The organism is Sphingomonas glaciei, assembly GCF_023380025.1.
GTDB classification, from domain to species: domain Bacteria; phylum Pseudomonadota; class Alphaproteobacteria; order Sphingomonadales; family Sphingomonadaceae; genus Sphingomicrobium; species Sphingomicrobium glaciei.
Genome location: NZ_CP097253.1, coordinates 1,104,461 through 1,128,305, shown reverse-complemented (window position 1 = coordinate 1,128,305; position 23,845 = coordinate 1,104,461). Strand labels below are relative to the sequence as shown.

The 23,845-nt window shown below is 68.0% G+C and carries 22 protein-coding genes; 14 read left to right on the top strand and 8 right to left on the bottom strand.

Annotated elements, in window-relative coordinates; all coding sequences use genetic code 11:
- Positions 1-6 precede the first annotated feature (6 nt).
- The 10 genes from nuoI (at position 7) to M1K48_RS05370 (ending at position 9,970) form a co-directional block, all read left to right on the top strand.
- Positions 7-492 (top strand): NADH-quinone oxidoreductase subunit NuoI, encoded by a 486-nt coding sequence (gene nuoI / locus M1K48_RS05415; protein ID WP_249504829.1) that lies wholly within the window; start codon positions 7-9, stop codon positions 490-492.
- A gap of 15 nt (positions 493-507) precedes the next feature.
- Positions 508-1,110, top strand: coding sequence for an NADH-quinone oxidoreductase subunit J (locus M1K48_RS05410; RefSeq protein WP_249504828.1), 603 nt, complete (start codon positions 508-510; stop codon positions 1,108-1,110).
- A gap of 28 nt (positions 1,111-1,138) precedes the next feature.
- Positions 1,139-1,444, top strand: a complete 306-nt coding sequence (gene nuoK, locus M1K48_RS05405; protein ID WP_249504827.1) for an NADH-quinone oxidoreductase subunit NuoK — start codon at positions 1,139-1,141, stop codon at positions 1,442-1,444.
- 1 nt (position 1,445) lies between these two features.
- A complete protein-coding gene (gene nuoL, locus M1K48_RS05400) occupies positions 1,446-3,491 on the top strand; it encodes an NADH-quinone oxidoreductase subunit L (RefSeq protein WP_249504826.1) in 2,046 nt (681 codons plus the stop codon).
- 1 nt (position 3,492) lies between these two features.
- Positions 3,493-5,037 (top strand): NADH-quinone oxidoreductase subunit M, encoded by a 1,545-nt coding sequence (locus M1K48_RS05395; RefSeq protein WP_249504825.1) that lies wholly within the window; start codon positions 3,493-3,495, stop codon positions 5,035-5,037.
- Entirely contained in the window at positions 5,037-6,464 is a 1,428-nt protein-coding gene (nuoN, locus tag M1K48_RS05390) for an NADH-quinone oxidoreductase subunit NuoN (RefSeq protein WP_249504824.1), read from the top strand. The genes M1K48_RS05395 and nuoN overlap by 1 nt, the downstream gene beginning before the upstream one ends.
- Before the next feature lie 19 nt (positions 6,465-6,483).
- On the top strand, positions 6,484-7,185 hold the full coding sequence (locus M1K48_RS05385) for a biotin--[acetyl-CoA-carboxylase] ligase (RefSeq protein WP_249504823.1): 702 nt from the start codon (positions 6,484-6,486) through the stop codon (positions 7,183-7,185).
- 4 nt (positions 7,186-7,189) lie between these two features.
- A complete protein-coding gene (locus M1K48_RS05380) occupies positions 7,190-7,972 on the top strand; it encodes a type III pantothenate kinase (RefSeq protein ID WP_249504822.1) in 783 nt (260 codons plus the stop codon).
- A gap of 106 nt (positions 7,973-8,078) precedes the next feature.
- Complete coding sequence (locus tag M1K48_RS05375) at positions 8,079-9,713, top strand: ribonuclease J (RefSeq protein ID WP_249504821.1); 1,635 nt, start codon at positions 8,079-8,081, stop codon at positions 9,711-9,713.
- Complete coding sequence (locus tag M1K48_RS05370; protein WP_249504820.1) at positions 9,710-9,970, top strand: DUF1467 family protein; 261 nt, start codon at positions 9,710-9,712, stop codon at positions 9,968-9,970. Before M1K48_RS05375 ends, M1K48_RS05370 begins: the two co-directional genes overlap by 4 nt.
- Positions 9,971-9,984: 14 nt before the next feature.
- Here M1K48_RS05370 and M1K48_RS05365 read toward each other — a convergent pair whose 3' ends face one another.
- Positions 9,985-12,267, bottom strand: a complete 2,283-nt coding sequence (locus tag M1K48_RS05365) for a coiled-coil domain-containing protein (RefSeq protein WP_249504819.1) — start codon at positions 12,265-12,267, stop codon at positions 9,985-9,987.
- Between the two features lie 95 nt (positions 12,268-12,362).
- Here M1K48_RS05365 and M1K48_RS05360 point away from each other — a divergent pair, with 95 nt between their 5' ends.
- From M1K48_RS05360 to M1K48_RS05350, 3 genes are read left to right on the top strand one after another with little or no spacing between them, the layout of a single operon-like run.
- Positions 12,363-13,544, top strand: a complete 1,182-nt coding sequence (locus M1K48_RS05360) for a V-type ATP synthase subunit F (protein WP_249504818.1) — start codon at positions 12,363-12,365, stop codon at positions 13,542-13,544.
- A 36-nt stretch (positions 13,545-13,580) separates the two neighbouring features.
- Positions 13,581-14,603: a DUF2336 domain-containing protein gene (locus tag M1K48_RS05355; RefSeq protein WP_249504817.1), complete on the top strand. Its 1,023-nt coding sequence runs from the start codon at positions 13,581-13,583 to the stop codon at positions 14,601-14,603.
- The gene (locus tag M1K48_RS05350) at positions 14,596-15,933 is read left to right on the top strand and encodes a sensor histidine kinase (protein ID WP_249504816.1); all 1,338 of its coding nucleotides are present in this window, start codon (positions 14,596-14,598) and stop codon (positions 15,931-15,933) included. Before M1K48_RS05355 ends, M1K48_RS05350 begins: the two co-directional genes overlap by 8 nt.
- Here M1K48_RS05350 and M1K48_RS05345 read toward each other — a convergent pair.
- Both M1K48_RS05345 and gltX read right to left on the bottom strand, forming a co-directional pair.
- Positions 15,930-17,210, bottom strand: coding sequence for a citrate synthase (locus M1K48_RS05345; protein ID WP_249504815.1), 1,281 nt, complete (start codon positions 17,208-17,210; stop codon positions 15,930-15,932). The genes M1K48_RS05350 and M1K48_RS05345 overlap by 4 nt on opposite strands.
- Positions 17,210-18,640 (bottom strand): glutamate--tRNA ligase, encoded by a 1,431-nt coding sequence (gltX, locus tag M1K48_RS05340; RefSeq protein WP_249504814.1) that lies wholly within the window; start codon positions 18,638-18,640, stop codon positions 17,210-17,212. The genes M1K48_RS05345 and gltX overlap by 1 nt, the downstream gene beginning before the upstream one ends.
- A 98-nt stretch (positions 18,641-18,738) precedes the next feature.
- Between gltX and M1K48_RS05335 the strand changes: the two genes are divergently transcribed.
- Complete coding sequence (locus M1K48_RS05335) at positions 18,739-20,811, top strand: ComEC/Rec2 family competence protein (RefSeq protein ID WP_249504813.1); 2,073 nt, start codon at positions 18,739-18,741, stop codon at positions 20,809-20,811.
- Here the strand turns inward: M1K48_RS05335 and M1K48_RS05330 are convergent.
- The 5 genes from M1K48_RS05330 to mmsB are packed head-to-tail and all read right to left on the bottom strand — an operon-like array spanning position 20,808 to position 23,844.
- Positions 20,808-21,152, bottom strand: a complete 345-nt coding sequence (locus tag M1K48_RS05330) for a VOC family protein (RefSeq protein WP_249504812.1) — start codon at positions 21,150-21,152, stop codon at positions 20,808-20,810. The two genes, M1K48_RS05335 and M1K48_RS05330, sit on opposite strands and share 4 nt — an antisense overlap.
- Positions 21,149-21,847 carry a cytochrome b/b6 domain-containing protein gene (locus M1K48_RS05325; protein ID WP_249504811.1) on the bottom strand — a complete coding sequence of 233 codons (699 nt, stop codon included), beginning with the start codon at positions 21,845-21,847 and terminating at the stop codon, positions 21,149-21,151. Before M1K48_RS05325 ends, M1K48_RS05330 begins: the two co-directional genes overlap by 4 nt.
- Positions 21,840-22,391, bottom strand: a complete 552-nt coding sequence (locus M1K48_RS05320) for a c-type cytochrome (protein ID WP_249504810.1) — start codon at positions 22,389-22,391, stop codon at positions 21,840-21,842. Before M1K48_RS05320 ends, M1K48_RS05325 begins: the two co-directional genes overlap by 8 nt.
- 60 nt (positions 22,392-22,451) lie before the next feature.
- Positions 22,452-22,907 carry a c-type cytochrome gene (locus M1K48_RS05315; RefSeq protein ID WP_249504809.1) on the bottom strand — a complete coding sequence of 152 codons (456 nt, stop codon included), beginning with the start codon at positions 22,905-22,907 and terminating at the stop codon, positions 22,452-22,454.
- 34 nt (positions 22,908-22,941) lie between these two features.
- A complete protein-coding gene (gene mmsB, locus M1K48_RS05310; protein ID WP_249504808.1) occupies positions 22,942-23,844 on the bottom strand; it encodes a 3-hydroxyisobutyrate dehydrogenase in 903 nt (300 codons plus the stop codon).
- Position 23,845: the final 1 nt, after the last annotated feature.

Sequence of the window (23,845 nt, the reverse complement as noted above, 5' to 3'; positions counted from 1 at the left end):
CCGGCCATGAATGCCGCGCAGATCATCAAGTCGTTCACGCTGTGGGAGCTGGTGAAGGGTCACGCATTGACCCTGAAGTATTTCTTCAAGCCCAAGGCGACGATCAACTACCCCTATGAGAAGACGCCGCAGAGCCCGCGCTTCCGGGGTGAACATGCGCTGCGCCGCTATCCCAATGGCGAAGAGCGCTGCATCGCGTGCAAGCTGTGCGAGGCGGTGTGCCCGGCGCTGGCGATCACCATCGAGGCCGAACCGCGCGAGGACGGCAGCCGCCGGACCACCCGCTACGACATCGACATGGTCAAGTGCATCTATTGCGGGCTGTGCGCAGAGGCTTGCCCGGTCGACGCCATCGTCGAGGGTCCGAACATCGAATTTTCGACCGAGAGCCGCGAGGAACTGCTCTACGACAAGTCCAAGCTGCTCGCCAACGGCGACCGCTGGGAAGCGGCGATCGCGGCGAACCTTGCCGCCGATGCGCCCTACCGTTAAGCGCCCGGCCAACCCATGATCGCCCTTCTTGCCTTCTACCTGTTCGCGACCGTTACCATCACGTCCGCCGTGCTGGTGATCTTCGCCCGCAACCCCGTGCATTCGGTGCTGTGGCTGATCCTGGCCTTCTTCAACGCGGCCGGGCTGATGCTGCTGGTCGGGGCCGAATTCATCGCCATGCTGCTGGTGATCGTCTACGTCGGCGCAGTCGCAGTCCTGTTCCTGTTCGTGGTCATGATGCTGGACATCGACTTCAGCCAGCTGCGCTCGGGCTTCAACCGCAACCTGCCGTTCGGCTTGTTGATCGCGATCGTCCTGCTGGCCGAGATCGTGATCGCCATGTCGGCCTATAAGGCGGGTCCGGCGATGGCCGGCGCGCCTCCGGTCCAGGCGGTCCACAACATCGAGGCGCTCGGCGCCGAGCTCTACACCCGCTACCTGCTGCCGTTCGAGCTTGCCGGCTTCATCCTGCTGGTGGCGATGATCGGCGCGATCGTGCTGACCCACCGCAGCCGCGGCGACGCCCGCGGCCAGAACGCCAGCCGCCAGATCGGCCGCCGCCCGCAGGATGCGGTGCGCAACGTCAACCAGCCTGTCGGCGAGGGGATCGAGCTGTGATCGGGCGCTTTCTCGAGGGGTGCCGATCATGATCGGCCTGGCGCATTATCTGACGGTGTCGGCGATCCTGTTCGTGATCGGCGTGCTCGGCATCTTCCTCAATCGCCGCAACGTCATCCTGATGCTGATGGCGATCGAATTGCTGCTGCTCAGCGTCAACATCAACCTCGTCGCCTTCAGTGCCTTCCTCGGCGACATGAAGGGGCAGATCTTCGCCATGTTTGTCCTGACCGTCGCCGCCGCCGAGGCTGCGATCGGGCTGGCGATCCTGGTGATCTTCTTCCGCCGCCGCGGGACCATCGCGGTCGACGCCGCCGACCAGATGCGCGGGTAACATGCAGTCCTCCATCATCCTCATCGTCTTCCTGCCGCTGCTGGCCGCGCTCGTCGCCGGCCTTGGCGGGCGGATCATCGGTAAGGTCCCGGCCAAGGCCGTCACCACCGCCGCCTTGTTCATCAGCTGCGCACTGTCGTGGCCGATCTTCCTCGGCTTCATGTCGGGCGCCAACGAAGCAACCGTCGTGCCGGTGCTGGAGTGGATTCGCTCGGGCGACCTCCAGGTCGACTGGAGCCTCCGGGTCGACGCGCTGACCGCGGTCATGCTGGTGGTGATCACCACCGTGTCCAGCCTCGTCCACCTCTACAGCTGGGGCTATATGGACGAGGATCCGAGCCAGCCTCGCTTCTTCGCCTACCTGTCGCTGTTCACCTTCGCCATGCTGATGTTGGTGACCGCCGACAGCCTGATCCAGATGTTCTTCGGATGGGAAGGGGTCGGTCTCGCCTCCTACCTGCTGATCGGCTTCTGGTACCACAAGCCTTCGGCCAACGCCGCGGCGATGAAGGCGTTCGTGGTCAACCGGGTCGGCGACTTCGGCTTCAGTCTCGGCATCTTCGGCACCTTCCTGGTGTTCGGCACCGTCTCCATCCCCGCGATCCTCGCCGCGGCGCCGGGGATGGCCGGATCGACCATCGGCTTTGCCGGGATGCGGGTCGACACCATGACCCTGCTCTGCCTGCTGCTCTTCGTCGGCGCGATGGGCAAGTCGGCGCAATTGGGCCTCCACACCTGGCTGCCCGACGCGATGGAAGGCCCGACTCCGGTCAGCGCACTGATCCATGCCGCGACCATGGTCACCGCCGGCGTGTTCATGGTCTGTCGCCTGTCGCCGATGTTCGAGGTCAGCCCCACCGCGATGACGGTAGTGACCTATGTCGGCCTGGCCACCGCGCTCTTCGCGGCGACGGTCGGCTTGGTACAGAACGACATCAAGCGCGTGATCGCTTATTCGACCTGTAGCCAACTCGGCTACATGTTCTTCGCGGCTGGCGTCGGCGCCTATGGCGCGGCGATGTTCCACCTGTTCACCCACGCCTTCTTCAAGGCGCTGCTGTTCCTCGGCGCGGGCTCGGTCATCCATGCCATGCACCATGAACAGGACATGCGTTACTATGGCGCGCTCCGGAAGGAGATCCCGCTGACCTTCTGGGCGATGGTGCTCGGCACGCTGGCGATCACCGGTGTCGGGATCATCGGGGTGTTCGGTTTCGCCGGCTTCTATTCCAAGGATTCGATCCTCGAGAGCGCGTTCGCCAGCGGCAGCGTGCATGGGACGATGGCCTTCTTCGTCGGCGCCTTCGCCGCGCTGCTGACCAGCTTCTACAGCTGGCGGCTGATCTTCCTGACTTTCTTCGGCGAAGCGCGCTGGGCGAGTTCGGAGCATATCCAGCATGCGGTCCACGGCGATCACCACGACCATCCCGACGAGGAGCATGGCGACAGCAGCCATTCGACCGCGCAGCCGGTGACCGGCACCGCGGGTTATCACCCGCACGAAAGCCCTTGGTCGATGCTGGTGCCGCTCGCCGTCCTCAGCCTCGGCGCGGTGTTCGCCGGCTTCGGCTTCCACCACTGGTTCATCGAGCCTGAAGGCGGCGCCGAATTCTGGGGCGGCTCGCTGGTCTTCAACGAGCATCTGATGCACGCGGCGCATGAGGTGCCGCTGTGGGTCAAGCTCACTCCCGGCCTCGTCATGCTGGTCGGGCTGGGCATCGCCTGGAACCACTACATCCGCCGGCCCGACACGCCCGCCAAATGGGTCGCCGCGACCGGTCCGATCCACGCCTTCCTGATGAAAAAGTGGTATTTCGACGAGCTTTACGCCTTCCTGTTCGTCCGGCCCTCGCTCTCCCTCGGCCGCTTTTTCTGGAAGCGCGGCGATGTGCAGACGATCGACCGTTTCGGCCCGCACGGCGCGGCCCATGCGGTGGGTGTCGGCAATCGCATGACCGCGGCCCTGCAGTCGGGCTACCTCAACTCCTATGCCCTCGTCATGATGCTCGGCCTCGTCGGCCTGGCGACCTGGGCGATGACCAGCTGATATGAGCTTTCCCATTCTTTCCCTGATGATCGCGCTGCCCCTGCTGGCGGCGCTCTGCTGCCTGTTCCTCAAGGCGAACGGCGCGCGCTGGCTGGCGCTCGGCGCCACGCTGGCGCTGTTCGTCCTCGGCTGCGTCCTGTGGGCGGGCTATGACGTCGGCGGCGCGCAGTGGCAGTTCCAAGAGCGGGTGAGCCTCGGCACGCCGTTCCTCAACTGGGCGCTCGGCATCGACGGCATCGCGCTGATGCTGATCATGCTCAGCGTGTTCCTGATGCCGATCTGCATCGGCGCTAGCTGGCGCTCGATCGACAAGCGCGTGCCCGAATATATGGCCGCCTTCCTTCTCATGGAGGCGCTGATGCTCGGCGTGTTCATGGCGCAGGACCTGCTGCTGTTCTACATTTTCTTCGAAGCCGGCCTGATCCCGATGTACCTGATCATCGGCATCTGGGGCGGCGTCGAGCGGATCAAGGCGAGCTACAAGTTTTTCCTTTATACCCTGCTCGGCTCGGTGCTGATGCTGGTCGCGATGCTGGTGATGATCGGCCAGACCGGCACCGGTGACATCCCGACCCTGATGGCGACCGACTTCGCGCCGGGGCTGCAGACTTGGCTGTGGCTGGCTTTCTTCGCCAGCTTCGCGGTGAAGATGCCGATGTGGCCGGTCCACACGTGGCTGCCGGACGCTCACGTCCAGGCCCCGACCGCGGGCTCGGTGATCCTGGCCGGCGTATTGCTTAAGATGGGCGGCTACGGCTTCATCCGCTTCAGCCTGCCGATGTTCCCCGAAGCCAGCGCGCAGTTCGTGCCCCTGGTGTTCGGCCTGTCGAGCGTCGCGATCGTCTATACCAGCCTCGTCGCGCTGGTGCAGGGCGACATGAAAAAGCTGATCGCTTATTCCTCAGTCGCGCACATGGCGTTCGTCACCTTCGGCCTGTTCGCCTTCAATCGGCAGGGCATCGAAGGCGCGCTGATCGTGATGCTGAGCCACGGCCTGGTGTCGGGCGCGCTGTTCCTCTGCGTCGGCGTGATCTACGACCGGATGCACACCCGCGAGATCGCCAAGTATGGTGGCCTCGCCAACAACATGCCGGCCTATGCGCTGCTGTTCCTGCTGTTCACCATGGCCGCGGTCGGCCTTCCGGGCACCAGCGGTTTCGTCGGCGAATTCCTGGCGATGATGGGCACCTACGAAGTGTCGACCTGGGGTGCGATCTTCGCCACCACCGGCATCATCCTCGGCGCCGCCTATATGCTGTGGCTCTACTGGCGCATTTCCTATGGCGCAGCCCGCACCGAGGAAGCCTCGGCGATGATCGACCTCGACCGCCGCGAATGGGCGCTGCTGGCGCCGATCGCCGCGATCGTGCTGTGGATGGGCGTCTATCCCGAAAGTTTCATGGCGCCGATGCGTGAGGATGTCGGCCGTCTGCTGACGCGGATCGAGCGAGCGAAGCCGGCCGGCGACAGCCGTCCGACCGCCGGCAATCCTGCCGCAGCCGCCGCGGCCAAGGCCAGTGAACATGGCGCCGGGGAGGCGCACTGATGAATTTCGCCCCGATTCTTCCCGAGATCATCCTCGGCCTCGGCGCCATCGCGCTGATGATGGTCGCCGCCTTCGTGCGCCGGTCTTCGACCATCACCCATGTCGCCGCCATCGCGCTGCTGGTGGCCGCTTGCTTCGCGCTGATCGGCGCAGCGCAGGAAGCGGGCCGAGTGTTCGACGGCATGTGGGCCGCGGATGGCTTCGCCGCCTTCGGCAAGGTCATCATCTACCTTGCCGCCGCGGTGGCGATCGTCATGGCCCACGGCTGGTTCGACCAAAATCATGAGCATGGCGCCGAATATGCGGTGCTGATCCTGCTCTCGGCGCTGGGCGCGTCGGTGATGGTCAGCGCGTCCGACCTGATGATGCTCTACGTCGGCCTCGAGCTGCAGAGCCTGTCGGCCTACGTCCTCGCCTCCTACCGCCGGCATGACGAACGCTCGGCCGAGGCGGGCCTCAAATATTTCGTGCTCGGCGGGCTTGCCAGCGGCATCCTGCTCTACGGCATCAGCCTGCTCTACGGCTTTGCCGGGACCACGGGCTTCGAGGGTATCGCAGCCGCCTTCGCCGGCCCGAACGGCGCCAGCCTCGGTCTGCTGTTCGGCTTGGTCTTCACGCTGGCGGGCATCGCCTTCAAGATCGCCGCCGTGCCGTTCCACATGTGGACGCCCGACGTCTACGAAGGCGCGCCGACGCCCGTCACCGCCTTCTTCGCGGCCGGTCAGAAAGCCGCCGCCATCCTCCTCGCCACCCGGGTCTGCCTCGAAGCGCTCGGACCCGTGACCGACCAGTGGCGCCAGATCGTGATCTTCGCTGCGCTGGCTTCGATCGTGCTGGGTGCGGTCGCCGCCTACGGCCAGACCAACGTCAAGCGGCTGCTGGCGTATTCATCGATTAACAACGTCGGCTTTGCCCTCGTCGGCCTTGCCGCCGGTGGCCGTGAAGGCGCCACTGCGGTGCTGGTCTATTCGGCGGTCTATGTCGTGATGACTCTGGGCGCCTTCCTCTGCATCATGCGGATGCGCGATGCCGATGGGCGTCCGCTGGAGAAGCTCAGCGACCTGTCGGGGCTTTCGCAGACTCGCCCGCTGCTGGCCTTGGCCATCGCGATGTTCATGCTCAGCCTCGCCGGCATTCCGCCGCTGTTCGGCTTCTGGCCCAAGCTGATGGTGTTCTTCGCGGCGGTAAATGCGGGCTTCGTCTGGCTGGCGGTGGCCGCGGCCGTCTTGACCGTGATCGGCGCCTTCTACTATCTCAAGGTCGTCAAGGTCATGTACTTCGACACCCCGGCCGAGCCGTTCGCCCCGGCCCGCGGCAAGACGGAGACGGCCCTGATCGCCGCCTGCGCGATCGCCATCAGCCCGCTCGGCTATCTTCTCATCAGCCCGCTGACCACCGCCGCAGCCGACGCGGCCAGCGTTTTCTGATGCTGCGCGGGCCGCGCTGTTGACCCGCATCCGCTTTGTCGAGCGTACCGGCTCGACCAACAGCGACCTACTGGCCGAACGCCACGCGCCCGAGGGCGAATGGCTGATCGCCGCCCGGCAGGAACAGGGCAGGGGCCGGCAGAACCGAACGTGGGAAAGCCCGAGCGGCAATTTCCACGGCTCCACCCTGGTCCGCCTGGCACCGACCGATCCGCAGGCCGGCACGCTCGCGCTCGCCGCCGGGCTGGCGCTGATCCGCGCCGTCGAGGCCGCCGCCCCGGCGACCGGACTCATCCTAAAATGGCCCAACGACCTGTTGCTGGGATCGGCCAAGCTGGCTGGCATCCTGCTCGAGCGGCAGGAGGACCGGGTGGTCGCGGGGTTCGGGGTCAATCTCGCCCAGGCGCCCGCCATCGAAGGCCGTGAGACAGTTGCCCTCTCCTCGGTTGCGCTGGTCAGCCCGGAAGCCTTTGCCCCGCTACTCGCCGCCGCCTTTGCCCGCGAACTGCAGCGCTGGCGGGACGACCCGCTGGGGCTCGCCGCTTTATGGCTAGAGAGTGCCCACCCGGTTGGCACCGCCCTGTCGGTCCATGTCGCCGCCGACGAGAAGCTCGCAGGCACCTTCGCCGGCCTTGCCCCCGATGGAGCGCTCCGCCTTGCCTTGCCGGGTGGCGAGGAACGGCGCATTCATGCGGCCGACGTAATGCTCGGGAACGCCTGACCTCATGCTGCTCGCGGTCGATGCCGGTAACACCAATGTCGTCTTCGCGCTGCTGGCGGAGGACGGCAGCATCGCCGCGCGCTGGCGGATTGCCACGGACCCGCGCCGCACCGCTGACGAATATGCCGTCTGGCTCCACCAGTTGCTGAGCCTCGAAGGTTATGCCCGCAGCGACGTGACCGGAGTGATCATCGGCACCGTCGTCCCGCGCGCGCTCCACAATCTCCAGGTCCTCGCCCGCAAATATTTCGGCCAGGAGGCGATGGTCGCGGGGCAGGGCGCGGCCGACTGGGGCATTCGACTCGACGTCGACGAGCCGCACAATGTCGGCGCGGACCGGGTGCTCAACGCCATCGCCGGCCACGCGGCCTATCCCGGCGACCTGGTAGTGATCGACTTCGGCACTGCCACCACCTTCGACGTCGTCGACTATGACGGCGCCTACAAGGGCGGGATCATCGCCCCGGGGATCAACCTAAGCCTCGACGCCCTGGTCGCCGCCGCCGCCAAGCTGCCGCGCATCGCGATCGAGGCGCCGACCGACCAGACCGTCATCGGCCGCACCACCGCCAGTCAGATGCTGTCCGGCATCTACTGGGGCTATGTCGCGATGATCGAAGGCCTGCTGGCCCGGGTGAAGGCGGAAATCGGCCGCCCGGTTACCTGCATCGCCACCGGCGGCCTTGCCACCCTCTTTCAGCAGCACAACCTGTTCGATGCGGTCGAGCCCGACCTCACCATTCGCGGGTTGGCGCTGCTCCACCAGCGGAGCCACCGGCCCGCCTGACCCAAATGCGAGGAGCAAAGCGGCAAAGTCAGTCCAGCCGCTTCTCCTGACCTGACCAATGGACTGCGTAGATCGGCCCGCGTGACGGGCCCAGACAGGAAACATCGTGACACCAGGAAACGAACTGCTCTTCCTCGCGCTCGGCGGCTCGGGCGAGATTGGCATGAACGTCAATCTCTACGGCACCGAAGGCAAGTGGCTGATGGTCGATTGCGGCATGACCTTCGGTGAGGCCGACTATCCCGGCATCGACCTCGTCCTGCCCGACCTCGAATTCATCGAAAAGCGCCGCAGGGACCTCGTCGGGCTCGTCCTCACCCACGGCCACGAAGACCATATCGGCGCGATCCCGTATCTCGCCGCCGACCTCCAGGTGCCGCTCTACGCGACGCCGTTCACCGCAGGGCTGATCGCCCACAAGCTGGAGGAGGAAGGCCTTACCGGCCAGGTCAAGCTCAAGCTCATCCATCCGGGTGACGTCCTCGACCTCGGGCCGTTCAAGGTCACACCGGTGCCGCTCGCCCACTCGATCCCCGAGGCCAACGGCCTGCTGATCGAGACGCGCCACGGCCGGATCTTCCACACCGGCGACTGGAAGCTCGATCCCACCCCGGTGCTCGGCAACCCGACCAGCCCCGAGAAGCTGAAGGCGATCGGCGACCTTGGAATCGATGTGATGGTCTGCGATTCGACCAACGCCTTTACCGAAAAGGCGTCGGGCTCCGAGGCCGAGCTGTTCGACGGACTGCGCGCGGCGGTTGAAGAATCGACCGGCCGAGTGTTGGTCACGACCTTCGCCTCCAACGCTGCGCGGCTGCACACCATCGGCAAGGTCGCCGAAGCGACCGGGCGCCGGGTGGCCGTCGCGGGCCGCTCGATCGAGCGCTACCTCAAGGTCGCCCGCGCCACCGGCTACCTCACCGACTTTCCCGACACCATTCGTTATGACGAAGCGATGCGGATGCCACGTCGCGAGCTGTTGGTGGTCGCCACCGGCGGGCAGGGCGAACCGCGCGCTGCACTTGGGCGGATTGCGGCAGGGCAGCACGAGATTAAGTTCGGCGAGAACGACACCGTCATCTTCTCCTCGCGCCAGATCCCCGGCAACGAGAATGCCGTCGGCCGGGTGATGAACCAGCTGGCCGAGCTCGGCGTCCGCACGGTCACAGAGCGGCAGGCGCATGTCCACGTCTCGGGCCACCCGGGCCGGCCTGAGCTCCAGCAGATGTACGAGTGGATCCGGCCCAAGCTGCTGATCCCCGTCCATGGCGAGCGCCGCCACATGCTCGAACAGGCCCGCCTCGGCACCGACAGTGGCATCCCCGCTGCCCTGGTGCAGGAGAATGGCGACCTCATCCGCCTCGCGCCCGGCAATGCCAAGAAGGTTGGCGAGGAGCGTGTCGGCCGACTGGTGCTCGACGGCGACGTCATCCTTCCGGCCGACGGCACGACAATCAACGAGCGCCGCCGCATCTCCCAGCAGGGCGTGATCGCGGTCAGCGTGGTGCTGCGCAGCAACGGCTCGCTCGCCGCCGACCCGGTAGTGCGGGCAGTCGGCGTGCCGGTCGAGGAGGATCGCGAAGACTTCATCCGCGATGCGCAGGCCACCGCGGCGAAGGCTGTCGAGCCGATCCGCGACGAGGACAGATTGCGCGAGAACATCCGGCTCGCGGTCCGCCGCTGCGCGACGCTGTGGACGGGCAAGAAGCCCAACGTGGAAGTGCTGGTGACCCGCCTGTGAACCCCGGGAGCGCCCTTGCCGTCTACTTCCTGATCTTCGTCTTCACGGCATTCCTGATGCTGCCGTTCGGCATGCGGACGGATGAGGAGGCGGGCGCGCCCCGGGTTCCCGGCCAGGCCGACAGCGCGCCGCACCGGTTCGACCTCAAGCGGCACCTGCTGCGGGCGGCCGTCATCTCGGCGCTGCTGTTTGCCTTGTTCTACGCCAACTGGACCCAGGGCTGGATCACCGCCGAGACGCTCGACTTCTACAATTAGTTTGTCCGGTCCGCTCAGAAGGCGCGGCGGCGTTCCAGTACTTGGGCAAGCGCGGTGTAGAGCCGGCCCATGTCGCTCGACAGCAGGGTGACGGCCATCATGCCGCCCTCCTGTTCGGCCGAGGCGCGGCGCAGCATCGATTCGAAGTCCCCCACGTAGCGGGTGACCGACGAAGCGAATTCCGGGTCGCTCCCGAGTTGCTGCTCGACCAGCCGAAGCTCGCCTGCCGACAGCAGCCGTACCGCCTTGCGGGTGAACACGCCACGATCGCCCTTGAGATAGGCGGCCCAGGCTCGGTCATCGACCTCGTCGCTGAGGATCCGGCCGACGTCGATCGAGGCCGAGTGAAGCGAATCGATCAACACCGCGGCACGGCGGGAAAAGGCTTCGCTGTCCGCTACCCGGCCGTCTTCTCGGGTCTTCTCGATATGCTGTTCGAGCGCGGTGGCGGTGCGGCCAATGTTGAGCATCTGCTGCGACAGCCCGGTCGAGGCGTGACGCGCCGCTTCCAGCGCGCGGGCGGCGACCCGTTCGACTTCGCCCAGTTGCTGTGACACGCTCTGTTCGATTGCCCGGCTGAGCGCCGCCTGTGCCTCGACCGACAACTGCTGCGCGGTTTCCGGCACCACCGAGGCGAGCGCCTCGCGCGCCCGGGTCGCCGCCTGCGCCGCGGCCTCGCGGACCTGGACCATCGCCTGGACCAGTGCGGGGCCGGTTTCGGCCTGCAGCCGGGTCGCTTCCTCACCTGCAGCGGAGAGGGCGGTGCGGAGCTCACCAAGCCGCTGCTCGGCCCCGCCGACGCCGCTCTCGACGCTTGCCAGGAGGCCCGCAAGCCGCTCCTGCTGTCCGGCAAGGCCCGAAGTGCCCTGCTCGAGGCGGGTGGTCACCCCGTCGGCGGCCTGACTCATCCATTCGACGTCGGGCCGTGCGGCCTGCACCGCCGCCAGGAGCCGTTCCGCCCCGCCTTCGGCGGCTTCGAGCGCGCCGATCAGTTCGGTCCCGCACTCGCGCTGCAAGCCGGCGATGGCGGTGCGCAGATGCTCGGTGCGGTGGCTGAGGTCGTCCAGCGTGCCGCCGCTTGCCGCCTGCTGGGCGCCAAGGCCGTCGAGTTCGCGGCGGACCCGGTCGATCGCCGTCGCCACCGCCTGCGCCCGCAGGTCGCCTTCGGCCGCAAGATCGACGAAGCGCTGATCGACATCGCCAAGCTGGCGTTCGAGGCTCGACACCAAAGCAGTGACCGCGCGATCCTGCTCCGCGATCCGCGACGACAGGCCGTCGAGCGCCTGGCCGGCGGTGCTGAGGCGCCCGCCGAGCTGGATCGCGGCTTCCTGCCCGGCGACGCCTAGCGCCGCCGAACTCTGGTCCACCAGCCCGCGAACCGCTGCGGCCTGTTCGTCGATGCCCGAGCGGATGACGCCCAGCGCCTCGGCCGTGCGCTCGAGAAGGGCGTCGATCTGCGCCGACGCCGTGGTTCCGGACTCCCCGACCCGCAGCGCGGCGGCCGCGCCGGCACTTTCAATCTGGGTGAGATGGGCGACCAGCCGCTGCGAAGCGCCGCCGACCTGGTCTTCCGCTTCGCGCGCGCGACCGCTGATCGCCGCTAGTTGCGCTTCGAGGCTGGCGGCCTGCGCGCTCGCCTCGCGCCCCGACTGGCGCAACTCCTCGGCCATCGCGCGGCTGCTCGCCTCCGCCCGTGGCAGGTCGTCGAGCAGGACGCCAATGTCGTTCCGTGCGCTTTCCGCCGCGCGGTCGAGCACTGCCGCATGGCGGCTCAGCGCTTCGCTTCCGGACGCCAGTTCGCGGGTGACGTTACCGAGCCGGTGGCCCGCTTCGTCTCCTAGCCCCATCAGCCGGTCGGCATGGCTGGACAGCGCCGCCTGCTCGTCGTCGAGCCGCTGGCGCAGCACGCCGAGCAATTGCTCCAGGCTGCGCGCTTCCGAGCGCATCACCTGCACCGACCGGGTGAAGCTCTCTGCCTCGCGCCGCCGGGTGCGACCGAAGATCAGCCAGGCGAGGCCGAGCAGGACCAGGGGCGCCGCCGCGACCGCCAGCCATTGCGCAAGCAGAGGCGCGCTCGCCGCCTGACCCAGCGCCTGGCCGGCGCTCCATCCGGAAAAACCGATCCACGCCAGCGCCAGCAATCCCAGCGTCCAGCCCAGCACGCGCCTGCCGTCGGCGCCGCTCTCGACCGCGGGAACGGGCTCGTCCACCCAGGACAATTCTTCTGACCGATCCTCCACGACCGGGGCGCCAACCGCCTCCGTCAGCTCGAGGGGCTCATCCGATGCGTCGTGCATGGAGCGGGGCTGGGACGGCGTCATGGCGCCATGTTTACCACCTTTGCTCGACTACGGAAGCGTGCAAGAGGGAGGGCCAGAAGGAAGGGGTGGGAATGGCGCTCGGTGCGTTGATCGCGGCGCATGACGAGGATGATCAGGGCGGGCTCCATGCACTGGCGCCGCTCGCAGGTCGCACCCTCGTCGAATATCAGGCTCGCTGCGCCGCTGCGGTCGGCGCGGCCCCGATCGTCGTGATCGTCGAGCGTGTGCCGCCGACCCTCCAGGCCGCGTTCGAAAGACTCCGCGCCGAGGGCATTTCGGTTGTCCCCGTCACCGACGCCATGGAAGCTGCGGCGCGGTTCGATCCGGAGATCGCGGTACTGCAGATGGCCGACGGGATCGCTCCTGCGGCGCCCCTGCTTGCCGAACTGGCCGAAGAGCCCGGTCCCGCCATCCTCACCGTTCCGGACGACGAACGCCACCATGCGTTCGAGCGGATCGACAACGACCATCGCTGGGCCGGGCTGGCCCTGATCTCCTCCAAGATGCTGACCGATACCGCGCGGATGCTGGGTGACTGGGATCTCCATTCGACCCTGCTGCGCCGCGCGGTGCAAGAAGGCGCGCGGCTGGTTCCGGCGCCCGAGGGTCTGCGCCCGTTCCTCGCCGCCAGCGACACCAGCAGCGCCGCCTTCGACCGCCACCTGATCGACAGCAGCCGCCACCGCCGCCGCGACTGGCCGAGCCGCTACCTGCTCCCGCCGGTCGAGGACTTTCTCACCCGCCAGCTGATGGGCGCGCCGGTCCGCCCTACCGCCCTGCTGTGGGCGGCGGTGCTGATGGTCCTTGGCGCTGCCCTGCTGTTCACTCGCGGAGAGCCCTTGTGGGCGATGGGCCTGCTGGTCGCGGCAAGCCCGCTCGATCGCCTTGCCGAGCGGCTGGCGACGGTTCGGCTGCGGCCCTTCTCGCGGCACGGCCTCCTGTTCCGGCTGCTCGCTCCCGCCCATGGAATCGCCTTGCTCGGGCTCGCCTGGTTCGAGGCCCGCCACGGTGGCGGGTGGGGCGCGCTGGTCGCGGCGGCGGCGGCGATCGCGTTCGGCGAAGCTGCACGGGTGGAGCGGCGCGGACGCGAGCTTGGCCCCGACCTGTGGCTGCTGACCCCGCGCAGCGCGGTGTTCCTGGCATTGCCCTTCGCGGCGTTCGGAGCCTGGAGCCTGCTAACGGTGGCGCTCGCCCTTTATGCCGCCGCAAGCTTCTTCATCGTCCAGCAACTGGTGCTTGCCGATCGCGATTGACGCGGCGTTAAGGCACCTTTGCTAAACCGCTTCGACATGCCCGCCGAATGGCCCATTGCTGCGCCTCCCCCGAGGCAGCACCCGCATCGACCTTCCCTCGCCTTTCCGGCGAGTGAGGGGCGCCGGATCGCGGCTGTCGTACAGGACCTGTTTCTTGCTCCCGACGACCGCCTGACCGAGCAGGAACGCTCGGTGATGGCGGTGATGCTTCATGGGCTGATCGAGCGCATTGCGATCGAGCTTCGGGTGCGCCTGTCGGCCGAGGCAGCCGCCGACTGCACCGCAAGCCCGGCCGAACTAATCGCCGACCTGACCCGTGCCGGGCTGATACAGGACGAGATGCTGATCAGGCTGCTGCTGCGCCGTGCCGACGGCCAGCGGATCGCCTCGGCGGGCCGCGGCGGCCGGTCGACCCTGCAGCGCTGGACTGCCGTCGAGGACGCCGACATCGCCGCCGCAGCCATGACATTAATCGCCGCGCGGGGGCGCGGACGCGACCGCTTCGGCCGCGTTGCGCTCGACCTGCCGGACCTTCCCGCCGCTCTTGCCACCGGGCTGGTGGTCGCGATCGGCGCTGCACTTGCCTTGCGCTGCCAAAACCCGAGTGACGCCGAAATGGCCGATGCGATCAGCGACCTGCTTTCATCGCGCTTCGAAACCCCCTCGCTCGAACAGCTCGAAGGCGCGCTGGCCGACGCGCTTGGAGGCGACGGCCGCCGCGAACCGGGTCTGCTGATGACCCTTGCCGAAGAGGGTGACGCTCAGATCCTCGCCGCCATTCTCGCGGCCGAGGCCTGCATTCCCGCCGACGAGGCGTGGAGCGCGCTGCTCGGCGGCCCGGACCGAATCGCCTTGCTGCTTCGCCTCGCCGGTGCGCCACGGCCCGAAGTCGCCGCGCTGCTCGCCGCCGCCGGTCCCGCGCTCGGGATCGGCGATCCGGTCCGCGCCATCGATGCGTTCGACGCCATGAGCAACGACACGGTCGAGGCCGCTCGTGCCGAACTCGCGCTGCCCGGGGCCTATCGCAACGCCCGGCGGATCATCGGCCGTCGTGGCTAGCCTCCCCCTCCAGCCCCCGATTTCCGCACGGGTCGACGCGGCCGGCCGGCTGGTCGCCGCCGACCCCCCGTTGCTGGCCTTGCAGGAACAGGCCGGATCGACGCTAGGCAACACCCTGTCGGTGCCCCAGCTTGCCGCCCTCGTGCGGCTCGCCTCCCGCCTCGGTGTCGGGATCACGCGCCCTGTCCTGGCCGCCAGCGAGGACGAGGATCTCGACCTCCTGGTCCGCGCCGAGCCCGATCGCGACGGGGTCACCCTGTCGGTCGAGCGCTGGACGGCGCGCCCGCCTGCGCAATCGCGCTGGCTGGGTGGCGGGCGTAGCGGCGAGGGAGCCGCGGCGGAGGAACGGGCGGCCGCCGAAGACGTCGTTACCGACCAAGCCCTGCGCATCCTGGGCGTCAGTCCCGGCCTCGCCCGGCGCCTCGGGCAGGACGAGAGCGACCTCATCGGCCAGGCCCTGTCGCGCCTCGTCCGCCCGGTCGAAGACGCGGACGGCAACCTGCCGTTGCTGGAGGCGCTGGCGGGCCGCACCGCCTTTGCCGGCCAGATGGCGCTGCTGCGCGGGGACGAAGCCGCGGTGCTGATCGACGGCGAACCGCGGGTCGAGGATGGCCGCTTCGTCGGCTACACCATCCGCGTCCGCGCGCCGGATGAGGTGGCGGCCCGTAAAGGTTCGGACCTGCCGCCGCTCGACGAACTGCTGCGCGATCCGTTGGCTTCGATCATCAGCCGGGCGGAAGAGATCGCCGCCCGCAGCCAGGGCCCGCTCAAGACCGACTATGCGGGCTATGGAACGGACATTGCGACCGCGGCCCGGCACCTGCTGGAATTGCTGACGGCGCTCGGCGACGGCGCCTCCGGGGGCGCCGAGGTCGGCGAATCGCCCGGCGAGCAACTCGATCTGGCCGAATTGGTGCTCGACGCCGCCAGCCTGCTTCAGGCCAATGCGTCGAGCCGCCGCATCCTGCTCGACGTCGGAGGGGAGGGCAGCGTGCAGGCCCGCGGGCAGCCGCGCGCCATCACCCAGATCCTCGTCAACCTGATCGGCAATGCGGTCCGCTTCTCGCCCGAAGGCGGGACCGTGGCGCTGCAGCTGGAGCGGGGATCCACCGCCGCGATCACGGTGATCGACCAAGGACCCGGCGTCGCCGCCGCCGACCGGGAACGGATCTTCGAACGCTTCGAACAGGGGGCGGAAGCACGGGGCGGTAGCGCCGGCCTCGGCCTCGCCATTTCCCGCCGGCTCGCCCGCGACATGGGCGGAGAGGTCGAATTGCTCGACCTCCCCGGACCCGGCGCCGCCTTTCGGCTGACCCTTCCGCTCGCCTAGCGGGCGCCGACGTCCACGTAATCGCGCTGCGTCGCACCGGTGTAGAGCTGGCGCGGACGGCCGATCTTCTGCTCGGGATCGGCGATCATCTCGTTCCACTGCGCGACCCACCCGACCGTGCGGGCAAGTGCGAACAGCGCGGTGAACATCTCGGTCGGGAAGCCGATCGCGTTCAGGATCACGCCCGAATAGAAGTCGACGTTCGGGTACAGCTTCTTGTCGATGAAGTAGTTGTCGCTGAGCGCGATCCGCTCCAGCTCCTTGGCGACGTCCAGCACCGGATCGGAGATGTTGAGCTCACGCAGCACCTCGTCGGCGGTCTCCTTCATCACCTTCGCGCGGGGATCGAAGTTCTTGTACACCCGGTGGCCGAAGCCCATCAGGCGGAACGGATCGTCCTTGTCCTTGGCGCGGGCGATATATTCCGGGATGCGGTCGACGTGACCGATCTCGCGCAGCATGTTGAGCGCGGCCTCGTTGGCGCCGCCATGTGCCGGGCCCCACAGGCAGGCGATGCCCGCCGCGATGCAGGCGAACGGGTTGGCACCCGACGAGCCGGCCAAGCGGACGGTCGAGGTCGAGGCATTCTGCTCATGGTCGGCGTGGAGGATGAAGATCCGGTCCATCGCCTTTTCGACGATCGGGTTCACCTGATAATCCTCGGCCGGAACGCCGAAGGTCATGCGCAGGAAGTTGCCGGTGTAGGACAGCGAGTTGTCCGGATACAGGAACGGCTGCCCGATGCTGTACTTGTAGGCCATTGCCGCGATGGTCGGCATCTTGGCGATCAGGCGATGCGAGGCGATCTCGCGCTGCTTGGGATCGGTGATGTCGGTGCTGTCATGATAGAAGGACGACAGCGCGCCGACCACGCCGCACATGATCGCCATCGGATGCGCGTCACGGCGGAAGCCGCGGAAAAAGGTCGCCAGCTGCTCGTGCAGCATGGTGTGGCGGCTGATGGTGTAGGTGAATTTGTCGAGTTCGTCCTTGCTCGGAAGTTCGCCGTGCAGCAGCAGCGCCGCGACTTCCATGAAGCTCGACTTGTCGGCCAGCTGGTCGATCGGATAGCCGCGGTGAAGCAGGATCCCCGCTTCGCCGTCGATATAAGTGATCGCGCTGCGGCAGCTGGCAGTGGAGGTGAAGCCCGGATCGTAGGTGAAGACGTCGGTCGCACCGTACAGCTTGCGGATGTCGACGACATCGGGCCCGACAGTGCCGCTCAACACCGGCAGGTCGAGCGCCTTGTCGCCCAGGGTCAGATTGGCATTCGACATCAATTGCGCTCCTTGAGGTGCAACATCACTGTAGAGGGGTCGAGCTGGTCGCCGATGCGGGCCAGGCTTTCGTCCTGACCCAGCAATACCAGCACGTCGAAGATGCCGGGACTGGTCGCCCGCCCGGTCAGTGCCGCCCGAAGCGGCTGGGCAAGCTTGCCCAATTTCAGATTTTCGGCCTCGGCCAGAGCCTTGACCACGCTCTCGGTGCCGTCGTGGGTCCACTCGCTCACCGACGAAAGGGTAGCGTGCAGCTTCGCCAGCAACGCCCGCGCATCACCGTCGAGCAAGGCCGCAGCCTTTTCGTCCAGCTGCAACGGCCGCGACACGAACAGGAAATCGGCGTTGGCGCTGAGTTCGTTCAGGTCCTTGGCCCGTGCCTTGAGCTCGGGCATCGCCTGCTCGAGCAGCGCCAATTCCTCAGCTTCCAGGCCCCCGCGGCGGGCCGCGACCAGCACCGCCAGGCGGCTGTCCTCGGCATGGCGGATGTAATGGCCGTTAAGGTTCTCCAGCTTCTTGGTGTCGAACCGGCTGGGCGACTTGCCGACGTGGTCGATGTCGAACCATTCCACCGCCTGCTCGCGGCTGATGATCTCATCGTCGCCATGGCCCCAGCCGAGCCGGAGCAGATAGTTGAACAGCGCCTCGGGAAGGATCCCCATCTCGTCGCGATAGGCGTCGACTCCCAGCGCGCCGTGGCGCTTGCTGAGCTTGGCGCCGTCGGCCCCATGGATCAGCGGGATGTGGCCATAGGTCGGCTCGGGCCAGCCCATCGCGCGGATGATCACCAGCTGGCGGAAGGCATTGTTGAGATGGTCATCGCCGCGGATGACGTGGGTGACACCCATATCATGGTCGTCGACCACCACCGCCAGCATGTAGGTGGGGGTGCCGTCGGACCGGAGCAGGACGAAGTCGTCGAGCTCGGCATTCTGGACTACCACCCGGCCCTGCACCAGGTCCTCGATCACCGTCTCGCCCTCGCGCGGCGCCTTCAGGCGGACCACGAAAGGCGCATCGGGGGAGGGCGCGTCAGTGCAATCGCGCCACTCGCTGGTGATCCGGAACGGCTTCTTCTGCGTCTGCGCTTCCTCGCGGCGGCGGGCCAGCTCTTCCTGGGTCAGGTAGCAGCGATAGGCCGCACCGCGCTCGATCAGCTGATGGGCGACTTCGGCGTGACGCGCCTCGAACTGCGACTGGAAGTGCGGCTCGCCGTCACCAGTGATGTCGAGCCACGACAGCCCGTCGAGGATGGCCTCGATCGCCTCTGGGGTCGAGCGAGCCTTGTCGGTGTCTTCGATCCGCAGCAGGTATTTGCCGCCGTGATGGCGCGCGAACAGCCAGTTGAACAAGGCCGTCCGCGCCCCTCCGATGTGGAGAAAGCCGGTCGGACTGGGCGCAAAGCGCGTGACGATGGTGCTTGCGCTCAAGCGCGCTTTCCTCTTTCTTCGGTTCCGCCGGATCGCATGCCTTCACTAGGGAGGCAGCAATGGACGTGGCCGCTTCCCCGGATAACATACCGGCACCCGTGCACTGGCAAGCCGGAGCGTTCTTCGCAAGTGCGGAAAACCGCCTTGAGGTCGAACGTTCCCAGCTTGCGCCGTGGGCGGTGGTCGCCTTGGGGGGCGGAATCGCCGCCTGGCTGGTGCTTGCCGACCCGCTCGCCTGGGCGGCGATGTTGCTGTGCTGTGCCGGGCTCGTCGCCGCCGGACTGGTCGTTCGGGGCCGTACCGGCCAGGTGATCGCCACCGCCGGCGCCGGCCTGGCGCTCGGCTGCGCGCTCATCTGGTGGCGCAGCGGCGAGGTGGCGGCGCCGCGGCTCGACCGGCCGCTCATCGCCGCGATCGAGGGCAAGGTGCTCAAGGCCGAGCGGCTGGTCGCCCGTGGCAACCTCCGCTTGACGCTTGCCGTAGCCAGCCCCGGCCTTCCGCCGCGGATCCGGGTCTCGCTTCCCCTGCCCGACGCCGAAGCGCTCGGCCCGACGCTCGGCGTGGGGGCGGTGGTGCGCCTGCGCGCCCGGCTGGCCCCGCCGATGCCGATGGCGCTGCCCGGCACCCACGACTTTGCCCGCGACGCGTGGTTCATGGGGTTCGGCGCCACCGGCAAGGCGTTGGGCAAGGTGACGGTCGTCACGCCCGCGCATGAAACCGGGCTCGACCGTATCCGCCGCGATCTCGACACCCACATCCGCGGCCAGCTTGGGGCCAGCGCAGGCGGGATCGCCACCGCGCTAGTCACCGGCGACCAGGGCTCGGTGCTGGAGGCCGACGCCGAGGCAATGCGCCGCTCGGGGCTCGCCCATTTGCTGTCGGTCAGCGGCCTCCACATCGCCGCCGCGGTCGGCTTCTTCTACCTGCTCGTTCTCCGCTCCCTGGCGCTGGTGCCGACCTTGGCGCTGCGCTGGAACCTGGTCGCGATCGGGTTCGCGGCCGGCGCCTTGGCCGGGGTCGCCTATACCGTCCTGACCGGCCTGCAGGTGCCGACCGTGCGCAGCTGCGTCGCGGCCCTGCTGGTCCTCGCCGGGATCCTGCTCGGGCGCGAGGCGATGAGCATCCGCCTCCTTGCGACCGGGGCGCTGCTGGTCCTGCTGATCCGCCCCGAGGCGATTGCCGGCGCCAGCTTCCAGCTCAGCTTTGCCGCCGTCCTGACCCTCGTTACGGTGTACGGCTCGGCCCGATTCAAGCGATTGTTCGAACGGCGCGAAGAAGGGCGGGCGGCGGCCACCTTGCGCAGCCTCGGAGCGATGACCGCGACCAGCCTGGCGATCGAAGTCGCGCTGATGCCCTTCGCGCTTTATCACTTTCACCGGGCCGGCCTGTACGGCGTTGCGGCGAATCTGGTCGCCATTCCGCTCACCACCTTCGTCATCATGCCGCTTGAGGCGAGCGCCCTGCTGCTCGACACCCTCGGTCTCGGCGCGCCGCTGTGGGCGCTCACCGACTGGTCGATCGGCCTTCTCCTGCACATCGCCCACTCGGTGGCGGATACGCCGGGGGCGAGCGCGATCCTCCCCGCCATGCCGCGTACCGCCTTCGGGCTGATCATCGGCGGCGGCTTGTGGTTCTGCCTGTGGAACAGCGCCTGGCGGCGGTGGGGCCTGGCCCCGATCGCGGTCGGCATCCCCCTCACCCTCGCCGAGCCGTTGCCCGACGTCCTGGTCACCGGCGACGGCAAGCATCTGGCGGTGATCGACGAGGCCGGAACACCGTGGCTGCTGCGCGACCGGGCCGGCGATTTCGTGCGTGACCTCATGGCCGAGAATGCCGGGTTCGACGGCGACCCGCCGCCGCTCGCGGCCTACCGCCGGGCGCGGTGCAGCGCCGACAGCTGCGTCGCCGACCTTGGCGGGACCAGGCGCACCCTGCTGGCGCTGCGCTCGACCCAGCGGCTCGACTGGCGCGAACTGATTCGGGCCTGCGCCGCGGCCGACATCGTGGTCGCCGACCGCCGCCTGCCGCGCGCCTGCCGCGCCCGCTGGCTGACGCTTGATGCGCCGCGCCTGCGGCAGAGCGGGGGGCTGGTCATCGATGCCCGGCGGGGCAGGGTGGCAAGCGTCGCCGAGCGGCTTGGACGCCTGCCGTGGGCCGGCGGACGACCTTAGGCCGTGACCCAGACCGCGATCTCGTTGCCGCCCGGATCGATGAAGTGAAAGCGGCGGCCGCCCGGGAAGGCAAAGATCGGCTTGGCGATATGGCCGCCGGCCTTCGTAACGGCATCGAACGCAGCGTCGAGGTCGTCGACCCGGACCACCGGCAGCGGCGCCGACAGCGCTTCTTCCCGGTCTCCCTGCAGGCCCACGCTGACCGCGCTTCCTTCAACCGCGCTATAGGTCGGGCCATAATCGGTGAAGGTCCAGCCGAACGCCTTGCGATAGAAAGCGCGGGTCAGTTCGTGCGCACTGGCGCTCGGCAGTTCGACATAATCGATGCGGGCTTCGCTCATAGTCCAGGCACTCCGTTCGCTATCCACGAGGTCACCGCCGCGGCGATTCCCAGGCTGACGACCAGCCGGCCCGCGCCGGCCTTGACCAGTCCCGGGGTGCCCGCAGGATAATCCTTGCTGTCCCCCGTCACCATCGCACTGACGAGGTGCCTGCCTTTCCATCGGTAGTAGGCAATGGCAGCCACGTGCAGCACGATGAAGGCGAGCAGCACGTTGAACAGGATCTCGTGGACCTCGTGCGCCCATTCGGCGGTGTCGAAGCTCACCAGCCGGTTGAGCGGCCCGGTGACGATGCCATCCTCGTCGGACAGTGGCAGGCCGAAGGCGACCTGCAGCACAAGCAGGCTCAGCAGCGCGACCACGCTGAGCGCGCCGAGCGGGGTATGCCCGACCCGCGACCAGCCGGCCGGATCACGAAGGTAAGCGGCGACCCGCGACGGCGCCGTCACGAAGGAAGCGAAGCGCGCCGTCGAGCTTCCGAGGACGCCCCACAGGAGCCGGAACAGCAGCAGGAACAGGATCGTGAGCCCGCTCCTGATATGCCACTCGATCTTGCCGTTTTCCGCCGACCACCAGGAGAAAAGCACCAGCAGCGCGATGCTCCAGTGAACCAGGCGGATCGGGAGGTCCCAGACGGGCACCGCCGCGCGCGGCGCGCCGCCATGCCCCCTGACGCTTGCCGCGGCGTCAGTCATCCTTGGTGCGGAAGCGGTCGTGGCAGGCCGCGCAGGTCTTGCCGAGATTGGCGTGGGCTTCCTTGATCGCACCGAAATCACCGCCGGCGGTGGTCGCCTGGAACACCTTGGCCGCCTCGTTGAAGCGGGTCATGCCCTTGTCGAATTCGGCCTTCTGCTGCCAGATTTCGGCCTTGGCGCCGGTCTTGCCGACGTCGGGGCCGGTGCCAAGCGGGAACCAGCCGATCGCCTGCGGGGCCAGGCTGGCGATCTGGTCGGCCGAGGCGCGCACCGCATTCAGGTCCTGCTTGTCGATGCCCTGCTTGGCCGCGCGCATCGCCTTGCCGATCTTCTCGTAGCCGTCGTGCCGCTCCTTCATCTTGGCCAGGGCCGCCTCGCGTTCGAGCGGCGTGTCGGCGGCAGCCATGGCGGTGTTGGTCACCGTGGCGGTCGCCTCGGCGCCGCTGGCGTTGGCATCGTTGAGGACGGCATTGGCGTCATCGCTCCCGCTGCCGCACGCGGACAGGGTCAGGAAGGCGGCGGAAACCAGCAGGATCGAACGCATCGAAGACTCCTCAAGGCGTGCGGGAACAGCCCAGTTTTGACCCCAGGGGTCCGCCGGGCCTCAATGCTCTTCGCGATACTGGCGATGACAGGCGCCGCAGGTCTGTCCAAGCTTGCCATGAGCGGCCTTGATGGCATCGAGATCGCCGCCCGCCGCCGCGGCCTGGAACAGCCGCGATGCGCTGCCGAGATCCTTCATCTTGGCGTCGAAGTCGGCCCGCTGCTGCCACACCAGCGCCTTGGCGTGGGTCTTGCCGGCCTCCGGACCACTGCCCGCAGGAAACCACGTCGGCGCTCGAGCCGCGAGGGCGGTGATCTGGTTGGCCGTGGCGCGGGTTGTCACCACGTCGCCCTTGTCGATCGACTGCTTGGCGGCGCGCATCGCCTTGCCAAGCTGTTCGTAGCCGGCATGCCGCTGCGCGATCATCCTGACGCCCGCCTCACGCGAAAGCGGAGCCGCGATGGCGGCCGTGCCGAGGACGGCAGCCGCAACGGAAGACAGGATCAGGATGCGCATCGGATGGTTGCTCCGGCAAGAATGATGGCGCAGCCTAGTTCGACTGGGCGGGCGGCGTCCAGCTGTCATCGATCATCTTGATCAGCGCGGAAAAGTCCTTGGGGCCACCACCCCGCTCGACGAAGCGGCGGTAAAGCTCCTCAGCCTCGCCGCCCATCGGGGTGTAGGCCCCCGCCGCCTGCGCCGCTTCCATCGCCAGCGTCAGGTCCTTGAGCATCAGCTGCGCCGCAAACCCGCCGTCATAGCCGCGATCGGCCGGGGTTTCCGGTCCGACGCCCGGCACCGGGCAATAGGAGGTCATCGACCAGCTCTGCCCGCTCGCCTTGCTCGAAATGTCGAAGAAAACCTGCGGGTCGAGGCCGAGCTTCTGCGCCAGCACGAACGCCTCGCAGGTCCCGGCCATGGTGACGCCGAGCAGCATATTGTTGACGATCTTGGCGGCCTGTCCCGATCCGCTGCCGCCGGCATGGATCACCGCCTTGCCCATCTGCTCGAGGATCGGCCGCGCCCGCTCGAAGCCTTCAGCCGAGCCGCCGACCATGAAGGTCAGCGTCCCGCCCTCGGCCGCGGCGATCCCGCCCGACACCGGTGCATCGACCATCTCGTAGCCGGCCGCGCGGGCCTCTTCCCCGACGGTGCGGGCAGTGGCGACGTCGATGGTCGAACAATCGAGCAGGATGGCGCTGGCCGGAGCCTTGCCGAACACCGCCGAGCGATAGACCTCGGCCACGTGCTTACCGGCCGGCAGCATGGTAACCACCGCCTCGGCGCCCTCGACCGCAGCCGCCGCATCCGCCGCCCGCGTCGCACCGCGCTTCTCGGCCTTGGCCAGCGCCGCCTCGCTAAGGTCGAACGCGCGAACCTCATGCCCCGCCTTGGCGAGGTTGGCAGCCATTCCGCCGCCCATGTTGCCGAGCCCGATGAATGCGATCCGCATG